18 protein-coding genes are annotated in these 20,159 nt (G+C 53.6%); 2 read left to right on the forward strand and 16 right to left on the reverse strand.

Annotated elements, in window-relative coordinates:
* Nucleotides 1–110 precede the first annotated feature (110 nt).
* Nucleotides 111–2,477, reverse strand: coding sequence for a ribonuclease R (rnr, locus tag WJM78_RS19835; RefSeq protein ID WP_339011271.1), 2,367 nt, complete (start codon nt 2,475–2,477; stop codon nt 111–113).
* Nucleotides 2,478–2,611: 134 nt separating this feature from the next.
* Here rnr and WJM78_RS19840 point away from each other — a divergent pair, with 134 nt between their 5' ends.
* A complete protein-coding gene (locus WJM78_RS19840; protein ID WP_339011274.1) occupies nt 2,612–3,634 on the forward strand; it encodes a GGDEF domain-containing protein in 1,023 nt (340 codons plus the stop codon).
* Nucleotides 3,635–3,696: 62 nt separating this feature from the next.
* Here WJM78_RS19840 and luxS read toward each other — a convergent pair whose 3' ends face one another.
* The 4 genes from luxS to WJM78_RS19860 all read right to left on the reverse strand — a co-directional run bounded on the left by luxS (nt 3,697) and on the right by WJM78_RS19860 (nt 6,850).
* Nucleotides 3,697–4,206, reverse strand: coding sequence for an S-ribosylhomocysteine lyase (luxS, locus tag WJM78_RS19845; protein ID WP_042038845.1), 510 nt, complete (start codon nt 4,204–4,206; stop codon nt 3,697–3,699).
* An 18-nt stretch (nt 4,207–4,224) separates the two neighbouring features.
* The gene (locus tag WJM78_RS19850; RefSeq protein WP_339015937.1) at nt 4,225–4,818 is read right to left on the reverse strand and encodes a transglycosylase SLT domain-containing protein; all 594 of its coding nucleotides are present in this window, start codon (nt 4,816–4,818) and stop codon (nt 4,225–4,227) included.
* 61 nt (nt 4,819–4,879) lie between these two features.
* Nucleotides 4,880–5,218, reverse strand: coding sequence for a nitrogen regulatory protein P-II (glnB, locus tag WJM78_RS19855; RefSeq protein ID WP_005308848.1), 339 nt, complete (start codon nt 5,216–5,218; stop codon nt 4,880–4,882).
* Nucleotides 5,219–5,227: 9 nt separating this feature from the next.
* Nucleotides 5,228–6,850, reverse strand: a complete 1,623-nt coding sequence (locus WJM78_RS19860) for an NAD+ synthase (RefSeq protein WP_339011280.1) — start codon at nt 6,848–6,850, stop codon at nt 5,228–5,230.
* A 121-nt stretch (nt 6,851–6,971) separates the two neighbouring features.
* Between WJM78_RS19860 and WJM78_RS19865 the strand changes: the two genes are divergently transcribed.
* Complete coding sequence (locus WJM78_RS19865; protein WP_339011283.1) at nt 6,972–7,493, forward strand: GspH/FimT family pseudopilin; 522 nt, start codon at nt 6,972–6,974, stop codon at nt 7,491–7,493.
* Nucleotides 7,494–7,496: 3 nt separating this feature from the next.
* Here the strand turns inward: WJM78_RS19865 and WJM78_RS19870 are convergent, their stop codons facing one another.
* The 11 genes from WJM78_RS19870 to ribF form a co-directional block, all read right to left on the reverse strand.
* Nucleotides 7,497–7,775, reverse strand: a complete 279-nt coding sequence (locus WJM78_RS19870; RefSeq protein ID WP_339011286.1) for a TapY2 family type IVa secretion system protein — start codon at nt 7,773–7,775, stop codon at nt 7,497–7,499.
* Nucleotides 7,775–11,377: a pilus assembly protein gene (locus tag WJM78_RS19875; protein ID WP_339011288.1), complete on the reverse strand. Its 3,603-nt coding sequence runs from the start codon at nt 11,375–11,377 to the stop codon at nt 7,775–7,777. Before WJM78_RS19875 ends, WJM78_RS19870 begins: the two co-directional genes overlap by 1 nt.
* Before the next feature lie 12 nt (nt 11,378–11,389).
* Nucleotides 11,390–11,824, reverse strand: a complete 435-nt coding sequence (locus tag WJM78_RS19880; RefSeq protein WP_084204706.1) for a pilus assembly PilX family protein — start codon at nt 11,822–11,824, stop codon at nt 11,390–11,392.
* Nucleotides 11,821–12,813 carry a PilW family protein gene (locus tag WJM78_RS19885; RefSeq protein WP_339011291.1) on the reverse strand — a complete coding sequence of 331 codons (993 nt, stop codon included), beginning with the start codon at nt 12,811–12,813 and terminating at the stop codon, nt 11,821–11,823. Before WJM78_RS19885 ends, WJM78_RS19880 begins: the two co-directional genes overlap by 4 nt.
* Entirely contained in the window at nt 12,810–13,382 is a 573-nt protein-coding gene (gene pilV / locus WJM78_RS19890; RefSeq protein ID WP_339011294.1) for a type IV pilus modification protein PilV, read from the reverse strand. The genes WJM78_RS19885 and pilV overlap by 4 nt, the downstream gene beginning before the upstream one ends.
* A gap of 3 nt (nt 13,383–13,385) precedes the next feature.
* Nucleotides 13,386–13,793, reverse strand: coding sequence for a type IVa pilus pseudopilin TppA (tppA, locus tag WJM78_RS19895; protein ID WP_042038838.1), 408 nt, complete (start codon nt 13,791–13,793; stop codon nt 13,386–13,388).
* A gap of 425 nt (nt 13,794–14,218) precedes the next feature.
* The gene (gene ispH / locus WJM78_RS19900; protein ID WP_339011298.1) at nt 14,219–15,154 is read right to left on the reverse strand and encodes a 4-hydroxy-3-methylbut-2-enyl diphosphate reductase; all 936 of its coding nucleotides are present in this window, start codon (nt 15,152–15,154) and stop codon (nt 14,219–14,221) included.
* A gap of 79 nt (nt 15,155–15,233) precedes the next feature.
* On the reverse strand, nt 15,234–15,686 hold the full coding sequence (gene fkpB, locus WJM78_RS19905; protein WP_058394943.1) for an FKBP-type peptidyl-prolyl cis-trans isomerase: 453 nt from the start codon (nt 15,684–15,686) through the stop codon (nt 15,234–15,236).
* Nucleotides 15,683–16,183 carry a signal peptidase II gene (gene lspA / locus WJM78_RS19910; RefSeq protein WP_058394942.1) on the reverse strand — a complete coding sequence of 167 codons (501 nt, stop codon included), beginning with the start codon at nt 16,181–16,183 and terminating at the stop codon, nt 15,683–15,685. Before lspA ends, fkpB begins: the two co-directional genes overlap by 4 nt.
* Nucleotides 16,183–19,044 carry an isoleucine--tRNA ligase gene (gene ileS / locus WJM78_RS19915; RefSeq protein WP_339011304.1) on the reverse strand — a complete coding sequence of 954 codons (2,862 nt, stop codon included), beginning with the start codon at nt 19,042–19,044 and terminating at the stop codon, nt 16,183–16,185. Before ileS ends, lspA begins: the two co-directional genes overlap by 1 nt.
* Nucleotides 19,044–20,018 (reverse strand): bifunctional riboflavin kinase/FAD synthetase, encoded by a 975-nt coding sequence (gene ribF, locus WJM78_RS19920; RefSeq protein ID WP_339015939.1) that lies wholly within the window; start codon nt 20,016–20,018, stop codon nt 19,044–19,046. Before ribF ends, ileS begins: the two co-directional genes overlap by 1 nt.
* Between the last annotated feature and the right edge of the window lie 141 nt (nt 20,019–20,159).

Consider the following 20,159-nt stretch of genomic DNA (forward strand, 5'->3'; position numbering starts at 1 on the left):
CGGATTTTTTTCGTCTCCGGGACTATCGGGCTCTGGAGGAGATCACCCGGGGCCATCAGCTCCTTACGGCCTCAGCCCAGGTCGCCGGACCCAAGACATGAGCCGAGGGCTTACCCCTTGGCCTTCACCTTGTCGCGAGCGTTTTTGCTCGGTCGTCTGTTGCTGGGCTTGGCGCGGCCACCCTTGTCGGATTTGCCGGTCTCCTTTCCCTCTTTGCGTTTTTCGTGACGCTGGCCCCCCTTGGCAGGCTTGCGCACCACCTCTTTGCCATCCTTGCCGGTGAGTGGCGCTTCCACCATCACGAAGTCGATCTTGCGATCGTCCAGATTCACGCCCATCACCTTGACCCGCACCTTGTCGCCCAGACGGTAGCGACGGCGGAAGTTCTCGCCGATCAGCTGCATGTGCAGGGGATCAAACTGGTAGTAGTCGTTGGTGAGGGTGCTGACGTGCACCAGACCATCGATGTGGATCTCCGCCAGACGGACGAAGAAACCAAAGCCGGTGACGCTGGCGATGACGCCGTCAAACTCGTCACCCACGTGATCCAGCATGTACTCGCACTTGAGCCAGTCGGCCACGTCGCGGGTCGCATCGTCGGCACGGCGCTCTGTCATGGAGCAGTGCTCGCCCATCGGATCCACTTCTTCCAGCTGGTAGTGATAACCACCGCTCGGGGTCCACTTGTGGCGCAGATTGCCCTGCTGCTCCTTGGCCGTCTGGTACTTGATGGCGCGGTGCAGGATAAGGTCGGGGTAACGACGGATCGGCGAGGTGAAGTGGGCGTAGGACTTCAATGCCAGACCGAAGTGGCCGATATTGTCGGCCTGATAAACCGCCTGACGCATGGAACGCAGCAGCATGGTGGAGAGCAGCTCCGCATCGGGGCGCCCTTCAAACTTGGCAGCCAGCTCGGCAAAGTCTTTCGGCTCGGGTTCAAGGCCACCCTTGAGCTCCAGACCCAGCTCGGCCAGGAAATCGCGGAAACCAGTCAGACGCTCTTCGCCCGGACGATCGTGAACCCGGAACAGGGCAAAGGCTTCGTTCTTCTCGATGTAACGGGCTGCGGCCACGTTGGCCTGGATCATGCACTCTTCAATGATCTTGTGGGCGTCGTTGCGCACCAGCGGCACTATCTGGTCAATCTTGCGCTGGGCGTTGAAGATGAAACGGGTCTCTTCGCTCTCGAACTCCACGGCGCCACGCTGGTGACGGGCGTGCTTGAGCGCCTTGTAGAGGTTGTTGAGCTCCTCGATATGGCCCACCAGCGGCTCGTACTGCTGACGCAGCTTGGGCTCGCCACCCAGGATCGCCGCCACCTTGCTGTAGGTCATGCGCGCGTGGGAGTTCATCACGGCTTCGTAGAACTTGTAACCGGACATGCGGCCGGCGGCTGAGATGGTCATCTCGCACACCATGCACAGGCGGTCGACCTGCGGGTTCAGGGAGCAGAGACCGTTGGAGAGCACCTCCGGCAGCATGGGCACCACGAACTCGGGGAAGTAGACAGAGTTACCGCGCTGATACGCTTCGGCATCCAGCGCTGTGCCGGGCTTCACATAGGAGGAGACATCCGCGATGGCCACCCACAAGCGCCAGCCGCCACCGCGCTTGGCTTCACAGAAGACAGCGTCATCGAAGTCGCGGGCATCTTCCCCGTCTATGGTGACCAACGGCAGGGCACGCAGGTCGATACGACCCTCTTTGGCCTTCTCTGGTACCTGTTCGCCCAGACCGGCAACCTCCTTGGTCACCTCTTCCGGCCAGGTATGTGGAATACCGTGGGTACGCAGGGCGATCTCAATCTCCATGCCTGGCGCCATGTTCTCGCCCAGCACGTCCAGCACGGTACCGACCGCGTTGATGCGGGAGGTGGCGCGCTGATTGATGCGCACAACCACCACCTGGCTCTGGCGGGCACCCTTGTTTTCCCCTTCGGGGATGATGATGTCCTGGCCGATACGGCTGTCATCCGGCACCACGAAACCGACGCCATTCTCGACGAAGTAACGGCCGACGATATCCGCCTCGCGGGACTTGAGCAGACGTACCAGACGCGCTTCCTGACGACCCTTGCGGTCAATCTCGGTCGGCTGCACCAGCACGTAGTCGCCATGCATCAGGCGCTGCATCTCGCGGTTGTTCAAATAGAGATCCGGTCCACCACCTTCCGGGCGCAGAAAACCGAAACCATCTTTGTGGCCGAGTACATACCCCTTCACCAGATTCAGACGATCCGGCAGGGCATAACATTGGTTGCGAGTGAATACCAGTTGCCCATCACGCTCCATGGCGCGCAGACGACGGCGCAATGCTTCCAACGGCTCTTCGTCGGTCAGCTTGAGTGCCTTGGCCAGCTCTTCCCGGGACATGGGTTTTTCATGGCCCTTGATGAGCTCCAGCAGCATCTCGCGACTGGCGATGGGGTTTTCGTATTTTTCGGCCTCGCGTTGGAGGAAAGGATCTTTTTGAGACATAAGCAGGCCTTAGGGTAGGTAATAACGCAGACATTATATCGAAGGGGGGAGCTAATGGCATCCATCGGCTGCCTTTTGGCCAATCTCTCTGTCATACTATGCAAAGTTTGCAGTCATGATGAGACACGGAACTCATGAGCAAGGACTCGTTTGCCCAATCTGCCGCCTATCTGAAGCAGGCGGTTCCCCTGATGATCAAGTATCAAATTCCCACGACACCTGATAATTACACCCTTTGGTATAACTATGTGGCCGCCAGCATGCCCGAGCTCAATCAGGCTATCGAACAGGCCATCAAGCTACAGGGCACCTGCTCTCTCATCACCTGTGAACGGCTCTATCACCAGCATCTCGCCGCCCAGGACGAGCAGCAGATGGAAGCGATGAAACTCAGTCTGGCCGCCATGGCCAACGAGCTCGGCCATACCATGCAGGACGCCATCTCCGACACCGGCATGTTCCAGGAGATACTCGACAAGAGCTTCGATCGACTAAGCCTCATCGACGATGAGGGGCTTAGCCTGGAGGATACCATGGGTATCTTGCGGGATCTGGTACGGGAGTCGCGAGATATTCGCATGTCGACCATGCATTTTCGCAATCAGCTCAGTAACGCCGAGAAGGAGATCAAGGAGCTGCGTGAGACACTGAATGAGACTCGCAAGCTGGCCAACGAGGATGCCCTCACCTCACTGCTCAATCGGCGCGCCTTCGATCTGGAGATAGACGGCCTGATCCGCAGCAAGCGGCCCTTCTCGCTCATTTTGTCAGACATAGACCGCTTCAAGAACTTCAACGACGAATATGGCCACCTGCTGGGGGATCAGGTATTGCGCGCCTTCAGCAAGCGACTGCGGGAAACCTGCAAGGAGGGCGTCACCGCCTACCGGCTCGGTGGCGAGGAGTTTGCCCTGCTGGTACCCATGCGTAGCCTGGCCCTGAGCCGCCAAATGGCCGAGAGCCTGCGCCGGGCCATCGAGAAAATGTCCATTCTGGATCGCAAGTCCGGCCGCCGCATCGACCATATCACGGCATCGTTCGGGGTAGGCGAGTACAATGGCCAGGAGACGGGCAATGCCCTGGTCGAACGTACCGACAAGCTGCTCTACAAGGCCAAGGAGCTGGGCCGCAACCGCGTGATGCCACTGCCTTCCTAATCCTTCCTGGCAACAAAAAAGCCGGTCAATGACCAGCCTTTTTCATCGTTGCAACACCAACCTCAGAGGCTTTTCAACTTCTCTTCCGGCAGGGCCAACTCGTCGTTGTGGTTGACGCCAACGCCGCGCTCCAGCACATGGCGAGCAATGGCGTGGGCCTCTTCCAGTGAGTGCATGCTGTAGGTGCCGCACTGATACTCGTTCAGCTCGGGGATCTTGGCCTGATCCTGCACAGTCAGTACGTCGCTCATGGCGGCCTGCCAGGCTGCGCCGACACGAGCTTCGTCCGGTGCACCAATCAGACTCATGTAGAAGCCGGTACGGCAACCCATGGGGGAGATGTCGATGATCTCCACGCCGTTGCCGTTCAGGTGATCCCGCATAAAACCGGCGAACAGGTGCTCCAGCGTATGGATACCGCGCTCGGAGAGGATCTCCTGGTTCGGCACGCAGAAACGCAGATCGAACACGGTAATGGTGTCCTTGTTCGGGGTCTGCATGGTCTTGGCCACGCGTACCGCAGGGGCTTCCATGCGGGTGTGGTCAACGGTAAAACTGTCCAATAACGGCATTTCTGACTCCTGATTTGGTTACCAGAACCAGCCCCCGCTGGAGAGCTGATCCTTGCATTGTCGATACTGGGCGCCGTAGCGCTGGGCACGAGCCTCTACCTTGCGGGAGGTCTTCATCAACCACCCCTTGCTGCGGTAGCTGCCGCGCCGGTAGCCACCCCACCCTTCGTGATAGTTGAGGTACTGGCCATAGGCATCCCACTTGGAGGTGCCGTTCAGCCGCTGGGCCTTGTTAGTGTACCAGCCCATGAAATCGATGGCGTCAGCAAAGTCGTCGCGGCTGCTCCAGCGATTGCCGGTTTCCCGCTGGTAATCGTCCCATGTTTCATCTTTCACCTGGGCATAACCATACGCGGAACTGGCCCGCCCGGTCGGGATGAAGAGGAAATACCCCATCGGCGGCTGGGCGTCATGCACGAAGGAGGACTCCTGATACATAATGGCCATCACCACCGGGATCGGTGTGCCCCACGTCTCGTTCATCTTGAGCGCCGCCTTGTGCCACTCGGGTTTTTCCCGAAAGATCTGGCACAGGTTCTCTGGCTGGGCCGGCGGCCGGGTACTGCAGGCGGTCAGGCTAATCAACAGGCCAGCTGCCACGAAGAGGCGCATCCATGACATCTGAAGGCTTGTATCTTCGTTCTCTTGATCGTTACGAGGCACATGCATCACATCAAATCGCGTCTTCGTTCTCTTCGCCGGTACGAATACGAATGACCCGTTCAACCTCGCAGACGAAGATTTTGCCATCACCAATTTTGCCGGTGCGGGCTGTGTTCTGGATGGCTTCCAGACAGGCATCGAGATCCTCGTCCTGCACCACCAGCTCCACCTTCACTTTCGGCAGGAAGTCGACCATATATTCGGCGCCACGATAGAGTTCGGTGTGCCCCTTCTGGCGGCCGAAGCCTTTGACTTCGGATACTGTCATGCCGTTGATGCCGATCTCGGCCAGGGCCTCGCGCACATCGTCCAGCTTGAACGGTTTGATGATGGCTTCAATCTTCTTCATGGTGACTCCTTACCAGTTCTGTTTGCCAAACCCGGATGTGATGGGGTAACGGCGATCCTTACCAAAGTTGCGGGCCGTGATACGGGGCCCGACGGCGGCCTGACGGCGCTTGTATTCGTTGAGATCCACCAGCCGGATCACCTTGCGCACCACAGCCTCCTCGAAGCCTTCGGCCACCAGATCGGCGACCGACGCATCCTCTTCCACGTAACGCTTGAGGATGGCATCCAGGATGTCATAGGGGGGAAGGCTGTCTTGATCCACTTGGTCTGGCGCAAGTTCTGCCGAAGGGGGACGATCGATGACCCGCTGCGGGATCACATAATCGACCGAGTTGCGATATTCGCACAATTTGAAGACCAGCGTCTTGGGTACATCTTTCAGCACGTCGAAACCGCCCGCCATGTCACCGTACAGAGTGGCATAACCGACCGCCATTTCGCTCTTGTTGCCGGTAGTCAGCACGATACGACGACGCTTGTTGGAGAGCGCCATCAAGAGCACACCGCGGCAGCGCGCCTGCAGGTTCTCTTCGGTAGTATCGCGGGCAGTACCTTCAAACAGCGGCGCCAGCTGGGTCATAAAGCCTTCGAACATGGGCTCGATGGAGATGATGTTGAACTCCACCCCCATTCGCTCGGCCTGCTCTTTGGCATCTTCCACACTCATCTGGGCGGTGTAGCGAAACGGCATCATCACTGCCTGCACCTTGTCGGCCCCGATGGCGTCGGCCGCGATGGCCAGCGTCAAGGCGGAATCGATCCCGCCGGAGAGACCCAGCACTGCGCCCTGGAAGCCGTTCTTGGTGATGTAGTCACGCACCGCCAGCACCAGCGCCTGATAGGTCTCGGCCAAAGGATCGAGCGGGGCAGCCGGTTCACACTCTTTCACCGGTTCACCATTGGCAAAGCGCACCAGCGACAGCTCTTCGGCGAAGGGGGCCAACTTGTGGGTCAGCTCGCCCTGACCGTTGAACACCTTGGAGCAACCGTCGAAGATCAGCTCGTCCTGGCCACACACCTGATTGAGATACACCAGCGGCAAACCTGTCTGCTGACAGCGTGTCGTCATCAGCTCATGGCGGATCCAGGGTTTCTCCTGATCGTAGGGCGAGGCATTGATGGTGAGCAGCAGCTCGGCTCCCGCTGCCTTGGCGGCCAGCGCCGGGCCCGGTTGCCACAAGTCTTCACAGATGAGCAGCCCCAGCTTGTGACCACGGAACGGCACCACGCAGGTCTCAGTGGCAGCGGTGAAGTAGCGCTTCTCGTCAAACACACCGTAGTTGGGCAAGTCCTGCTTGAAGTAACGAGCAATCAGCTTGCCGTGCTCATAGAGGGAAGCTGCATTGTAAAGAGCCTCTCCTTCACGCCAGGGATGCCCCACCAAAATGGCGCAGTTTCCCTGCCATTCGGCAATACGAGCCAGTGCGGAATCGACCCGTATCATCAGATCGGCACGCAGCAGCAGATCTTCCGGTGGATAGCCGGTCAGGGCCAGCTCGGAGCAGACCAGCAGATCAGCGCCTTGCTGCTCGGCCTGAGCAGCCGCAGCGAGCACTTTGTCAGTGTTATCTTCGATGGCGCCTACCGTCAGATTCAACTGGGCAAGCATCAGAGAGAGGGCTTTTGCCATGGCAATGCATCTTAAAATCAAAAATGATGGGGAATGATAAAGAAAAGGGGGGCAATCTGCCAGTTCAAGTCAGGAGTTCTGTGTGACAGCAGGCCCCAGGGGGGATAAGCTGTAGAGATTCATGGAACGACATATTCAGGTTCATATGAAAAATAACGGATTTACCCTGTTAGAACTAATGATCACGATTTCATTACTGGTTATTCTTCTTGGGATAGGTATCCCCTCCCTCAAGAGCCTGCTCAGTGAGAATAGCCTGTCATTTCAATCACAAATGCTGTTAAAGCATATGAGATTTGCTCGCTCCCAAGCGATTGACAATCAGCAAACGGTAACCGCTTGTTTAGCCGATGCATCAAATAAATGTGTGCAAAATAATCCGGCCTACTATCTCGTCTTCATAGACAGTAATAATAACAATGAACTTAATTCAGGAGAAATATTACTATCAAGTAGCCAGCAGTTGGCTGACGGGATCACTGCGACAGCAAATAGAATTTCCACCACTTATAGTTTGGATGGCACGAGTATAGGCACTAATGCAACCCTTTCCTTATGTGAAACAGGACAATTCAAAATAAACCTTGTCACAGCCCAATCAGGTCGCAGCTCCAGCTCACCTCAAGCCACTGTATGCCCATGAACATCAACGAGGCTGAATTTTTTCTTGGTGTACAGCTGCATCCAAACTAAATGGACTACTTACAGCCACACATTCCAAGACCTCCTTCACCTTGCTTATCTTACCATTATATTCAAACCCTTTCTTTTTAAAATTCAGATAAATCTCGGATTGATTACTACCTTTCACTGGACTCTGCAACACCACCGTTTGCCCATTATCCAATTCTACATAACACTTTATATCTGCGGCCATGACAGAAAAGGATAAATGAAGTACGAACAATCCATATACAGCGTTCATTATTGTACTCCTTCATATATATATATTTTCTTGGGTGCCATGTCCATTTCAGCCTCATCAGCACCTTGAGAACATTCTCCCTCAGCAGTACAACGCTCAGGCTCACCGTTGCCTTCATCCTTCAGGATAACCTCTTCACCTGGAGCACCACCAATAATGCGAACTTTGGAATCATCACCAGCATGAACAACAAGGTCGTCTGCAACTTTATTGTTAACTTCTACATAACGGACTGGGGTTTCATTTCCATCTTGGTCAATAACGTACCTAAATGTAGTACCATAATGCATATCAATCATATATTGACGCATGGCCCCTATCGATTGGATTGTACACTCTTGAAATGACTGAACCTGAGGCAGGAATGAAGTAAAGTAAAGCTTTCCTTGCAATACAACTCCAGCACCCATCGATTTCTCCCCAGATTCATTTAACCAGTAAACCCATCCCTTTTTACTAGTTATTGCAGCTCTCATATTTAATATTTCTGAATCAGTGGCCTTCCCAACAAAAGGATCGTTGGTCACATCATAGAGATCAGAAACAACTAATGCAGTCGGGGTATTGGTTTTATAATTCTTGGCCACCACATTATAATCTCGCAGCATGAAGTAGGCATTCTGAACAGTAGACTCAGAGGATGGCCTGTTACGATCTCCACTACCAATCAGTACGGCATCAAATGGGCGTTCCTTATAAGTATATTGATCCTTCCCATTTACTATCGTTCGGGTCACTTCCTTGTTAAGGGTACGAACAATGACTGGTTGAGTAAAGAACCGGCGATCAGCCCCCTGCACAGAATCAGAGCCCAAGCTAGCAAACTTGAAAGCACTCCAGTCAGCCTTGTTGGCAGAAGGAAGATCTACCCGCCAGATATTACCACCAGTATCACCAGCATAAATTCTATCTGTTTTTCCATCACCATCACTATCCAACGTAGCAACAGTACCAGGCATGCTATCTGCCATCTCAGGCATGCTCAGATTAATTATGGAACCTGACGCAGGGGTTACACTGAAGATCAAAGCACCAGTATTGGCATTTACCATATAGATGCCTGCACCGGAGCCATCACTCACTCCCAAACCGATACTGCTTTTGTTAAGATCATAACCCCCAGCAAAGATCAGAACAGGATCAGTAATACCAGGAACAAAAGCGACTTCTGGTACCGACCAAGTCTGCCCTAACTGGCTAAAACCAGTCGTCTGACTATTGATACTCCACTTCAAAGCAGGCACATCTGGGTTTGATATATTAAATGCGTAGTAACTCTTCCCTCCCCCTCGCAACCCCATAAACAACCAAGCAAAGTCCCCCTCAGAAGACTTAATCACACCGTTATTATTTGCATCCTTAATTAATGCGACGGGTGAAGAATCAACTCCATAGATGTGGCTTGACGATTCCACATTTTTTCTAAGATCTTGCTGATTCCCCATGAATTCATATGGAATGATAGCCCAACTTTCATCAATACTAACTCCTGAATCTTTGAACATATGCAAGAAACCAGCATTGGTCCCCATAATAACCCTCAAGTCAGGGCTATCATTTAAATTACCAGAGGGTGGGCCATAGTTAATAACAAGTGGTCGGGAATGCAACGGATCCCCAAGAATAAAACGGCGAGTCGTAGTCGTTGTATCAAAATCCTCATCGTCAACATCAACCCCACGAGTCCAGTTAATCAAGGTATCTGCCTCCGTTGAGTCAGCCACTTTCAGATGAGTGTTCAATATAGAGGCACTACCTGCAATACTTTCCAGACTTGTTCGATTAAGAGTATCCAATCTTACTTGGGAACGATTGACAACATATAAATTTCTTGAGGGTTTATCTGCCAACATAGCTTGCGCCCCCCCTTTAACCACAACATTCCCATCACGTTCATTTGACCAATAGGTTTGCGCACTCTCAATTATTGAACCATCGGCTTTAATTGCGGGCAGATCATTGACGTCTACAACATATCCTTTATTTGAAAACATAAGCTTTTTGAGATTGCCTTTCCAACGCGGCCCTGAATCAGGCTCGAACATGGCATAGTAAATATTGTTCAGACTACGTGTGCGGTCAAAGTTATTGGTTGCAATAGCTGGAGAAACTAGCGATGTGTTAATCCGCAAAATCGCTAATAAAGATGACTTCAAAGCCTGAGTTAATGCAGTTGAATCTGTCGCTGGATAATAAGTTCCACCACCACGGCGGGCTGTCTCAGCCAACAGATTTCCAGCTCCGCTGACAGCATCATCACCAAATCCTACAGTAAAGGTAGTCACGGTTTGCACGCCTGGTGAACCACTATTAACATCCTTGTGTTTCATATACCCAGCAAGAGCAGCCAAATAGCTTTTACTCCCACTAGAACCATAACCAACTGTCGTACCATAAGCAGCTTTCTCGTCACTACTAAGAGTATTTATAAGACCTTGGACTAATGTATTTGCTGCTGTGTCTTGTGTAGGTTCACCATCAGTAATATAAATAACATATCCATTATTAGAGCACTTGTCATAAGGTGACTTATAGGTTCCTAGAGGATTTTCCGCTAACGTATCTCTTTCCGGTTTACGTGAACTATCATCGTCACCATAAAAAACGCTCTGACCACCAAATAAACGGTATGCTTCATATAATGTCTCACACAATGGGGTGTTTGTTTCAGCGCCAAGATTGTCTATTGTTGATAATAGGTTTTGCTCAGCTGTCACCCCTCCTCCCATATCTTCCTCATTACTCAGTATTCGTCTAACTACACGCCCACCGTTCTTGCCACCATTACTATCATTGAAGTTATATACAGCCAATCCAAAATCAACGCCTGGAGTTGATGAGATAATTCCCTTTACCGCATCCTTGGCAATTTTAAGGCGAGATTGAATACTATAACCTGTAGGGCCATAATACCAGCGAAGGTAGTTAGCAGAGTAAAGCGTCACACTAGTATTACTACCCGAAGCAGCATTGGCAACATTAGCTGTATAGTACCAAACACCTGAGTTATTAGCTGTTTTATTTATAGGGTAGCCTGTGGTAATACTGCCTACTGGTAAAGTTCCAGTAAATGGGTTTGCTGTATTTCTAACTGTAATATCCTGCTTGCAGTCAACCAAATAAATTTCATTTTCAACATAAGGGGAAACTGAAACCCAGGAGCCTTGCCGTGGCACCTTACTATTATTAAAACTTGAAAATAAATAACTCCAAACCTGAGATTGAAAATACCCTATATTGCTCAGTGGCGTTTTTGAAGAATCACAGGCATTTATTTTATCAGAGAATCGCTTTGTACTGGTAATAACGGGGACAGTACCATCAGTAGAGTAATATATGTATTTTTTAGTATTGGCGCTATCAGGGTCCAGGTTTAATGCAGCATAATTTGTCAGAGGATTATACTCTTCTTTCACTACCTCCATGGTTTGACTCATACTACCAGAATTATCAAAAATAATAAGTATCTTTGGCCTAAAATCACCCGCCTTTGAGAAGTCATAGATAAAAAGTTCAGTATCATCAGAGTAACTATTTGTTGCGATAGCCGGCATGACCGCTATCAGGCAAAAAAATAATGATGTACATATATATTTAAGCATATCCTATGCTCCTTATTCAGATTTGAGCAGTGGTTGCTCAACACCTGCAATCCAATTCAAAGGACGGGCATTTTTCCCATAATTAACCCCCGCCTGCATCTCTATATAACGACAGGAAGGGATAACATTCTGACTACTCGCATTAAATTTACGCTTGCATACTGTTTCTGCACGCCGCGTCATATTAACGGTTGTAGATATATTGTTGCCGTATACACTCAAGGCTGCACTGGCACCCATTGTGGAAATGCGAGTAGATAGACCATTCTGCTGCAAAGCATTCTCAATTATTCCTTCCACTTGATGCTCTGCTTGCTGAACGCTGGCAGAAGCCCCTGCCATTCTTAAATCAATACCACTAGATTGCATTACAACGACAGCAATCAGTGTTAATGGTACTAAAATAACCAGCGCTACAATCAATGCAATTCCATGGATTGCCTTCATTTTCCGCCTCCCGCGATCACCGCCGGATTACGGATAGCTACACTACTTTCCAAAAGTAATCGGCGAAAACCATCATTCCCCCCAGACACTGATACATTACCGACTTGATAAGTATTGTTATTCTTATATTTACTGGAAGCCTGTAGAGAACGAACCAAAATGGATACCCTGGCAGAAATAACACGCCCTTCATTCCATTCTTGTGCCGATACATTGGTAGTCCCAACATATTTATCAATCTGACCATCTTGTACAAGATCGGTGTCTACACCATACAAAACAACAATATATTCAATACCTTCTGCCATTGGACCTGTGATCAAAAAGGAACCGCCATTTGCAGTCAACATCCTCTTGCGTAGCTCTGGAATACCTGTTGTACCAAGTGCAAGGTAATAAATATAATGTTGATACTCCCATATTTGCCGAGTCGGCATCGCAACCTCCGTCGGAGCAACTTCATTTCCACGAAAGATATAGGCAGCTTGAGTCGTTGTGGCCATGTAAAATCGATTGGTATCAAAGCCACTCTCTAAGGGTGGGCCGATCAATCGTTTAATACTGATAACATCTGAGTTAGCGATCCGTGAGGCTGCGGTAATACATGAAAAGCCACTCATGTTTTTACTGGTATCAACCCGACCCACCCAAAGTGCACGAGTGACCGTCGCGGTAGAAGGAATACTTCCCTCCCCTCTCTCATCGATACAATCACTGGTAGTAGAAACAACGGCACCAGTGCTCAAACTGACACCGACATCTCTCTGCATCGGCATGCCAGTATAATCGCCCCAAAAACCAGCCCAACGCAGATCCTGAGTAATAAGACGCATCGCTAAACGACCATTTTCCTGTAGCTCACTCTGATCGAATACATCTTCTGTCGTTGCCCGAGAAACAACAAAAACACTTAAAACACCACCTAACAGAAAGATCCCAATAACCATGGCAATCAACCATTCAACGAGTGTAAATCCTCTGGCGTTCATAGTGTGGTCTCTAACATATAATAATGCCGAGACTGAATCATGGCATTACCAAAACCACACAAATTACGAATATTACTAGAGATGGCGGAAGTACCATCTGATAATGCCTCTCGACCGTTCCATGTTAATACAACTGTCATTGCGTTGTTATTACCACGAATAACACAACCCAAAGGGTCTTGAATTGAAGACGAGGATCCTGATACTCCAACACCCAATAATGACTGCTGCCAATTGAACATATCCAAGGTGAATAGGTCGCTTTGACTACAACTAGCCATGGTGCCATCCACATTGCCGCAATTGGGTTTATTAATGGCCGAGCCAGCACTTACCATCCAGGCCTGTGTACTCTGCAACTCCCAGACGGCACGATTGATCCTTGCTCGTTCGACGATATCAGTGGCTAGCCAACTGGCTATTGTTCTCTGTCGGGCCTCATAGCCAGAAAATTTCGAGGTCGTCTGCAAAGCGACCAAGCCCAGCAAGCCAAATGAGAGCACCACAGCCGCAATCATCACTTCCAGCAGGCTGAATCCGCTTCTGGGTGGGGCAGTATGTTGCATCATAAGCTAGTCCCAGCAATCACTGTTGGCACTGTTACTGATGTTCTGCGCACTTCGCGTACCATTTTGATCGATTGAAAACACCACGCAGTCACTATCAGCCTCTTGCGCACCGGATGCGGTTGCTGACAACCGGAAAGAGTTGCCAGCGGCAGACAGTTCCAGACGATAGTGGCCAGCATCCGAGCTTTCAGAAAGATTGAGGTCTGCAGCCGAGGAGGTGTATTGATTGAAATCCATAAAGTAGGTTTCCTGCCGGTTGGCAGCGTCCAGCAACATCTTTTTGGCATCAACACGGTGACTGGTCAGCAGGTACTGCTGATAAGAGGGGTAAGCGATGGTGCCAAGGATCGCAACTATGGCGACAACAATCATCAGCTCAATAAGAGAGAAGCCTCGAAAGAACCCAATCATATCCCATCCTTGGTGATTGACGGCTTTACAAGCTTAACGCCGAGCCTGTCACCACGACAAACTCGGCGTCAATATCATCATACTTTATTCTTAAGCCTTCCTGGCTGCACTCAAATAATTATAAGCTCGGGCGGCACGTCCAATACCACGCTCTCTTCACGACCCAGGAGCTAGACGACCACCTTGCCACCCAGCTCGCGCCGATGGGCAGTCACGTTTTGTACAAGCACCTCGGGTACAGATACACCAACAGTGATAGTACCGATCGCCTGCACACCTTCCAACCAGCCTCGATCATCGACGTATCGTCGATAAGACAGCCCGGCAGCAAGCCTGAAGCGGTGACGCGACAGAGCGCAATGAATGTAATGATAAGGAGAACGCTCTCCATGAAAAAATGCCAGCGCTAGGGCCGGCACTCTCTTCTAGAGGATCCGCAGCTCGGGCGGCACTTCAAACACCACATTCTCTTCACGACCCGGGTGCTCGACGACCATATTGCCACCCAGCTCGCGCAGGCGGGCGATGACGTGCTGCACCAGCACGTCCGGCGCCGAGGCGCCAGCCGTTACCCCGATACGCTCGACCCCCTCCAGCCAGCCGGTTTCGATCATGGAGGCATCGTCGATAAGATAGGCTTTGCTGCCTACCTTCTCGGCAAGCTCGCGCAACCGGTTAGAGTTGGAAGAGTTACGAGACCCCACCACCAGCATGGCATCCACCAGCCCCGCCATCTCCCGCACCGCATCCTGACGGTTCTGGGTGGCGTAGCAGATGTCGTCCTTGCGCGGCCCCTGGATCTTTGGGAACTGCTTGCGCAGCGCGTCGATCACATCCGAGGTCTCATCCACACTCAGGGTGGTCTGGGTGACAAAGCAGAGATCATCCGGATTCTTCACCTTGAGGCTGGCCACATCGTCAGGCGTTTCCACCAGATACATGCCACCTTCGCGGTTTTCGTACTGGCCCATGGTGCCGATCACCTCGGGGTGACCCGCGTGACCAATGAGTACGGCCTCGGAGCCCTTGCGGCTGGCACGATGGACTTCCATGTGTACCTTGGTCACCAGCGGACAGGTGGCATCGAACACCTTGAGGGCACGGGACTTGGCCATTTCGCGCACCGTCTTGGCCACGCCGTGGGCGGAGAAGATGACGATACTGTCGTCCGGCACCTCGTCCAGCTCCTCGACGAACACGGCCCCCGCCTCTTTCAGCTTGTTCACCACATAACGGTTGTGCACCACTTCATGGCGGACATAGATGGGAGCCCCGAACTTCTCAAGCGCGCTCTCGACAATGCTGATGGCGCGATCAACACCGGCACAAAAGCCACGAGGATTAGCCAGCAGTATATCCATCAGTACACCTCACTCATGCCTATGGCGCGATCGACATCAACACGACAGAAACCGCGAGGATTAGCGAGCAAAATATCCATCAGATCACCTTTTCCTCGTCATCAACGCCCAGGATCTCCACCTCGAAGGTGACGGTATGGCCGGCCAGGGGGTGGTTGAAATCGACCGTCACCGACATGCCTTCCACCGCCCGTATGATACCGGGCAGCTCGCTGCCATTGGGCTGGTCGAACAGAATGATGGTGCCGATCTTGGGCTCCACATCGGCGCCGAACTTGGCTCTGTCCAGATGGTAGATGTTGTCAGGATTGGAGAGACCAAACGCCTGCTCAGGGGTCAGCGTGAAGCTCTTGCTCTCCCCTGCGCACAGCCCCAGCAGACACTGCTCGAAGCTGGCTGTCAGGCTGCCATCGCCCATCCGCAGGCGTGCCGGTTTGCCTTGCAGCGCAGTGCTGTCAGCAACTGAACCATCTTCCAGCTTGATGGCAAAGTGAAACAGCACACTGCTGTCAGCGGCTATCTGCTGGCTCATGGCGCCTCCTTCTTCTTTTCGGAGCGGAAGCCTTCCAGCACTATCATGACTGCACCGATGAAGATGAAGCTGTCGGCCAGGTTGAACGCCGGCCAATGGGAACGCTGCCAGTAGAAATCGAGGAAATCGACCACATGGCCCAGTACCAGTCGATCAAACACGTTGCCGAGCGCCCCACCGATGATGAGCGAATAGGCGATACCGCTCCAGCGTTGGGTGACGGATTGCTTGCGCAACCAGTGGATCAGCAAACCACAGATGGCAAACGCCAGCACGGCGAAGAACCAACGCTGCCAGCCACCTTGATCGGCCAGGAAGCTGAATGCCGCCCCCTTGTTGTAAACGTGGACCAGATTGAAAAAGGGGGTGATCTCCACCCCCGGGTAGCCAAATGGCAGCATCTTGACCACGGCGAGCTTGCTCGCCTGGTCCAGTACGAATGCCAGCACCGCCAGCCACAGCCAACGCAGGCCTGTTTTATGTTGAGTCATGTTCATCAGGCAAATTGACGTGTTTCGCCGTCACCCTCAACGTTGGTGACGCAGCGGCCACAGATCTCTTCGTGACCGGCAATGGTGCCAACGTCTTCCACATGGTGCCAGCAGCGGTCGCACTTGGCGGCGGCGGACTGGGCCACGCTCAGCCAGAGGTCATCGCGCTCCGTCGTGACGGAACCTTCCGGCGCGCTGTCAGCAGTGACGACCTTGGCCTTGGAGGTGAGCAGCACGAAACGCAGCTCATCGGCCAGGGCATTCAGGCACTCGGCCAACTCCGGCTTGGCGAACAGGGTCAGTTCGGCCTGCAGGGAGCCGCCGATGCGCTTCTCGCCCCGGGCCGCTTCCAGCGCCTTGTTCACTTCCCCGCGCACTGTGAGGATCTCGGCCCAGAAGGCATCGTCCATCTGCTCGCCGGCATCCAGCCCGAACAGGCCGTCATACCACTCCTCGGTGAACACGAACTCGCTACGATCACCGGGCAGCAGGGCCCAGATTTCATCAGCGGTAAAGCTCATGATGGGCGCCATCCAGCGCACCATGGCCTGGGCGATATGATAGAGCGCAGTCTGGCAGGAACGACGAGCCAGGCTGTCTGCCTTGGCGGTGTACTGCCTGTCCTTGATGACGTCCAGATAGAATGAACCCATCTCGATGGAGCAGAACTGCATCAGCTTCTGGGTCACGCCGTGGAAGTTGTACTCTTCAAAGGCCGTCACTATCTCGGCTTGCGCTGCCTTGGCACGACCAACTGCCCAGCGATCTACCACCACCATGTCGGCGGCAGCCACCATGTCGGTTGCCGGATTGAAACCATTCAGGTTGGCCAGCAGGAAGCGGGCTGTGTTGCGAATGCGGCGATAAGCATCGGCAGAGCGCTTGAGGATCTCGTCGGAGACCGTCATCTCGCCGGTGTAATCGGTACTGGCGACCCACAGACGCAGTATGTCGGCACCCAGCTTGTTCATCACATCCTGCGGGCTGACCACGTTGCCGATGGACTTGGACATCTTGCGACCCTGACCATCCACGGTGAAGCCGTGAGTCAGCACCTGATTGTAGGGAGCCTTGTCTTTCATGGCCACGCCGATCATGAGCGACGACATGAACCAGCCGCGGTGCTGGTCGGAGCCTTCCAGATAGAGGTCAGCGGAGTGACCGTTGAACTCGGGACGAGCATCTACCACTGAGGAGTGGGTCGAGCCTGAGTCAAACCAGACGTCCAGGGTGTCAGGCACCTTGTCGTACATGTCGGCGTCGCTGCCCAGCAGCTCGGCCTTGTCCAGATCCCACCAGGCCTGGATGCCGGACTGCTCGACCCGCTTGGCGACTTCGTGCATCAGACGCACGGATTCCGGGTGAAGTTGCTGGGTCTCCTTGTGAACGAACAGGGAGATGGGCACACCCCAGGTACGCTGACGAGAGATGCACCAGTCAGGACGGTTCTCGACCATGGCCTGAATGCGGTTCTTGCCCCAGGCAGGTACCCAGCCGCTCTGTCCGTGCTGGGTGATCCCGTCTTTCTCAATGCGCTCTATCTCTTCCAGCGCGCGCTTGCGCAGACCCTTCTGCTCCATGCTGATGAACCACTGCGGGGTTGCACGGAAGATGATAGGGGTCTTGTGACGCCAGCAGTGCGGGTAGGAGTGGTTGAACACCATGTGGTGCAGCAAGGCGCCGCGCTCGGTCAACACCTCAACCACGGCCGCATTGGCCTTGAACACGTGCTGGCCGGCAAACAGTTCGGTATCCGGCAGGTAAACGCCGTTGCTGCCAACCGGATTGGCCACTTCCAGACCGTACTTCTGACCGACCACAAAGTCTTCCTGACCGTGGCCAGGGGCTGTGTGAACGGCGCCGGTACCGGCATCGAGGGTGACGTGATCACCCAGTACCACAGGCACATCGAAGCTGTAGAAGGGGTGGTTGAAGCGCAGCAGCTCGAGCGCGGCACCCTTGGTGTAACCCAGATTGTGGAACTTCTCGATACCGGCCCTGTCCATCACATCCTTGACCAGCTCGGCGGCCAGGATCAGGCGCTCGGGGTGCTCACCTTCGACTTGCACCAGGGCATAGTCCAGATCGGCGTGCATGGCGATGGCGCGGTTGGCCGGCAGAGTCCAGGGAGTCGTGGTCCAGATCACAGCAGAGATCGGGCCCTTGCCAAGGTGGCCTTCAGGGCAATCAAACTTGGCGGCCACGGTCGCCTCGTCAACGGCCTTGAAGCGCACGTCGATGGAGGGAGAGTTCTTGTCGTAGTACTCCACTTCCGCTTCTGCCAGCGCAGAACCGCAATCGGTACACCAGTGCACCGGCTTGGAGCCTTTGTGCAGGTGGCCATTTTCAACGATCTTGGCCATGGAACGGATGATGTTGGCTTCGGTGCCAAAGTCCATGGTCAGGTAGGGGTGTTCCCAGTCACCCAGCACACCCAGACGGATGAAGTCGGTCTTCTGCGCTTCGATCTGGGTTTTGGCATATTTGCGACACTCGGCGCGAAACTCGGCAGCGGAGACTTTCTCACCCGGCTTGCCGACCATGCCTTCCACTTTCAGCTCGATGGGCAGACCGTGGCAATCCCAACCCGGCACATAGGGGGAATCGAAACCAGAAAGGCCCTTGGACTTGATGATGATGTCTTTGAGGATCTTGTTGACCGAGTGACCGATGTGAATGTTGCCGTTCGCATAGGGGGGGCCATCATGCAGAATGAAAGAAGGCTTACCCGCTTTGGCGCGGCGAATAGCGCCGTAGAGATCCTGATCGTACCAACGTTTCAGCATGTTGGGTTCGCGCTTGGCCAGATCGCCACGCATCGGAAACTCGGTTTCCGGCAGATTCAGGGTGTGTTTATAGTCGCTCATCAGTCCTGGGTTCCCTTCTTTTCTAAAAGAGTGCTGGGTAAATTGAATTGTGGCAGCCCAAACCAGGCTCGGGCCGCCAGGGCATCTCGTTCGATCTGCTCTTTCAAGGCAGTGAAAGAGGCAAACTTCTGCTCTTCGCGCAGCTTGTGGCGAAGCAGCACCTTGACCTGCTGACCATATAGATCACCAGAAAAATCAAATAGATGTACTTCCAATCTGGCTTGTGTACCGCTCAAGGTCGGCCGTACACCCACATTGGCGACACCGGGGAAGGTCCTGCCGGAACATATCACTTCCACCGCAAACACGCCACCGACCGGGATCACCTGACGCTTGAGGGCCAGATTGGCGGTAGGAAAACCTATGGTGCGCCCCAGCTTGTCGCCGTGGGCCACCCGGCCGCTGATGGTATAGGGACGGCCAAGCATCAACTCCACCTCGGCCATGCGGCCCGCCTTGAGGGCCTCACGCACCAGGGTGCTGCTGACTCGCTGCCGTTCGAGCTGGAAGCTCTGGGTGCTGATCACCTCGAAGCCGAAGCGCTGCCCCGCCTCCTCTAGCAGGTGGAAGTCCCCTTCCCGCTCCTTGCCGAAGCGAAAATCGTCACCGACCACCAGATAGCGCACCCCGAGCTTCTCCACCAGCAACTGCTCGATGAAGGTCGAGGCGACTTGCTCGGCAAAACGGTGGCTGAAACGCACACAGAGCATCCGATCGATATGCAGCCCCAGCAGCGCTTCGTACTTCTCCCGCAACCGGCTCAGCCGGGCAGGGGCCTCGCTGCCTGCGAACAACTCCAGCGGCTGCGGTTCGAACAGCATGACGCAGGCGGGCAATCCCAGCTGGGCCGCTTTCTCCTTGAGACGTGCCAATACCGCATGGTGACCCTGATGAACTCCATCAAAGTTGCCAATGGTTAATACACATCCCCGGTGACGGGGCTTGAGATTGTGAATGCCGCGAATAAGCTCCATCAGTGCCTTGTGCGTTGCTGCCATGGAAATCGGCGGATTATATATCAGCCGGCAGGCAGGGTCAGCCCTCATGGCCCGATTTCAGGCATCCTGGCCAAATTCCCAATGCCGAGCGCCATCAGGACTATCCCGTACAAGGTT

Source organism: Aeromonas popoffii (assembly GCF_037818705.1).
GTDB lineage: Bacteria > Pseudomonadota > Gammaproteobacteria > Enterobacterales > Aeromonadaceae > Aeromonas > Aeromonas popoffii.

Coding starts and splice junctions, on each gene's coding strand:
- lspA (WP_058394942.1), bottom strand. CDS start 16,183: ATGAACATGACTCAACATAAAACAGGCCTGCGTTGGCTGTGGCTGGCG.
- ileS (WP_339011304.1), bottom strand. CDS start 19,044: ATGAGCGACTATAAACACACCCTGAATCTGCCGGAAACCGAGTTTCCG.
- ribF (WP_339015939.1), bottom strand. CDS start 20,018: ATGGAGCTTATTCGCGGCATTCACAATCTCAAGCCCCGTCACCGGGGA.
- WJM78_RS19860 (WP_339011280.1), bottom strand. CDS start 6,850: ATGGCAAAAGCCCTCTCTCTGATGCTTGCCCAGTTGAATCTGACGGTA.
- WJM78_RS19870 (WP_339011286.1), bottom strand. CDS start 7,775: ATGAACGCTGTATATGGATTGTTCGTACTTCATTTATCCTTTTCTGTC.
- pilV (WP_339011294.1), bottom strand. CDS start 13,382: ATGATGCAACATACTGCCCCACCCAGAAGCGGATTCAGCCTGCTGGAA.
- luxS (WP_042038845.1), bottom strand. CDS start 4,206: ATGCCGTTATTGGACAGTTTTACCGTTGACCACACCCGCATGGAAGCC.
- WJM78_RS19840 (WP_339011274.1), top strand. CDS start 2,612: ATGAGCAAGGACTCGTTTGCCCAATCTGCCGCCTATCTGAAGCAGGCG.
- rnr (WP_339011271.1), bottom strand. CDS start 2,477: ATGTCTCAAAAAGATCCTTTCCTCCAACGCGAGGCCGAAAAATACGAA.
- WJM78_RS19865 (WP_339011283.1), top strand. CDS start 6,972: ATGGAACGACATATTCAGGTTCATATGAAAAATAACGGATTTACCCTG.
- tppA (WP_042038838.1), bottom strand. CDS start 13,793: ATGATTGGGTTCTTTCGAGGCTTCTCTCTTATTGAGCTGATGATTGTT.
- WJM78_RS19885 (WP_339011291.1), bottom strand. CDS start 12,813: ATGAACGCCAGAGGATTTACACTCGTTGAATGGTTGATTGCCATGGTT.
- glnB (WP_005308848.1), bottom strand. CDS start 5,218: ATGAAGAAGATTGAAGCCATCATCAAACCGTTCAAGCTGGACGATGTG.
- ispH (WP_339011298.1), bottom strand. CDS start 15,154: ATGGATATACTGCTGGCTAATCCTCGTGGCTTTTGTGCCGGTGTTGAT.
- WJM78_RS19850 (WP_339015937.1), bottom strand. CDS start 4,818: ATGCGCCTCTTCGTGGCAGCTGGCCTGTTGATTAGCCTGACCGCCTGC.
- WJM78_RS19875 (WP_339011288.1), bottom strand. CDS start 11,377: ATGCTTAAATATATATGTACATCATTATTTTTTTGCCTGATAGCGGTC.
- fkpB (WP_058394943.1), bottom strand. CDS start 15,686: ATGAGCCAGCAGATAGCCGCTGACAGCAGTGTGCTGTTTCACTTTGCC.
- WJM78_RS19880 (WP_084204706.1), bottom strand. CDS start 11,824: ATGAAGGCAATCCATGGAATTGCATTGATTGTAGCGCTGGTTATTTTA.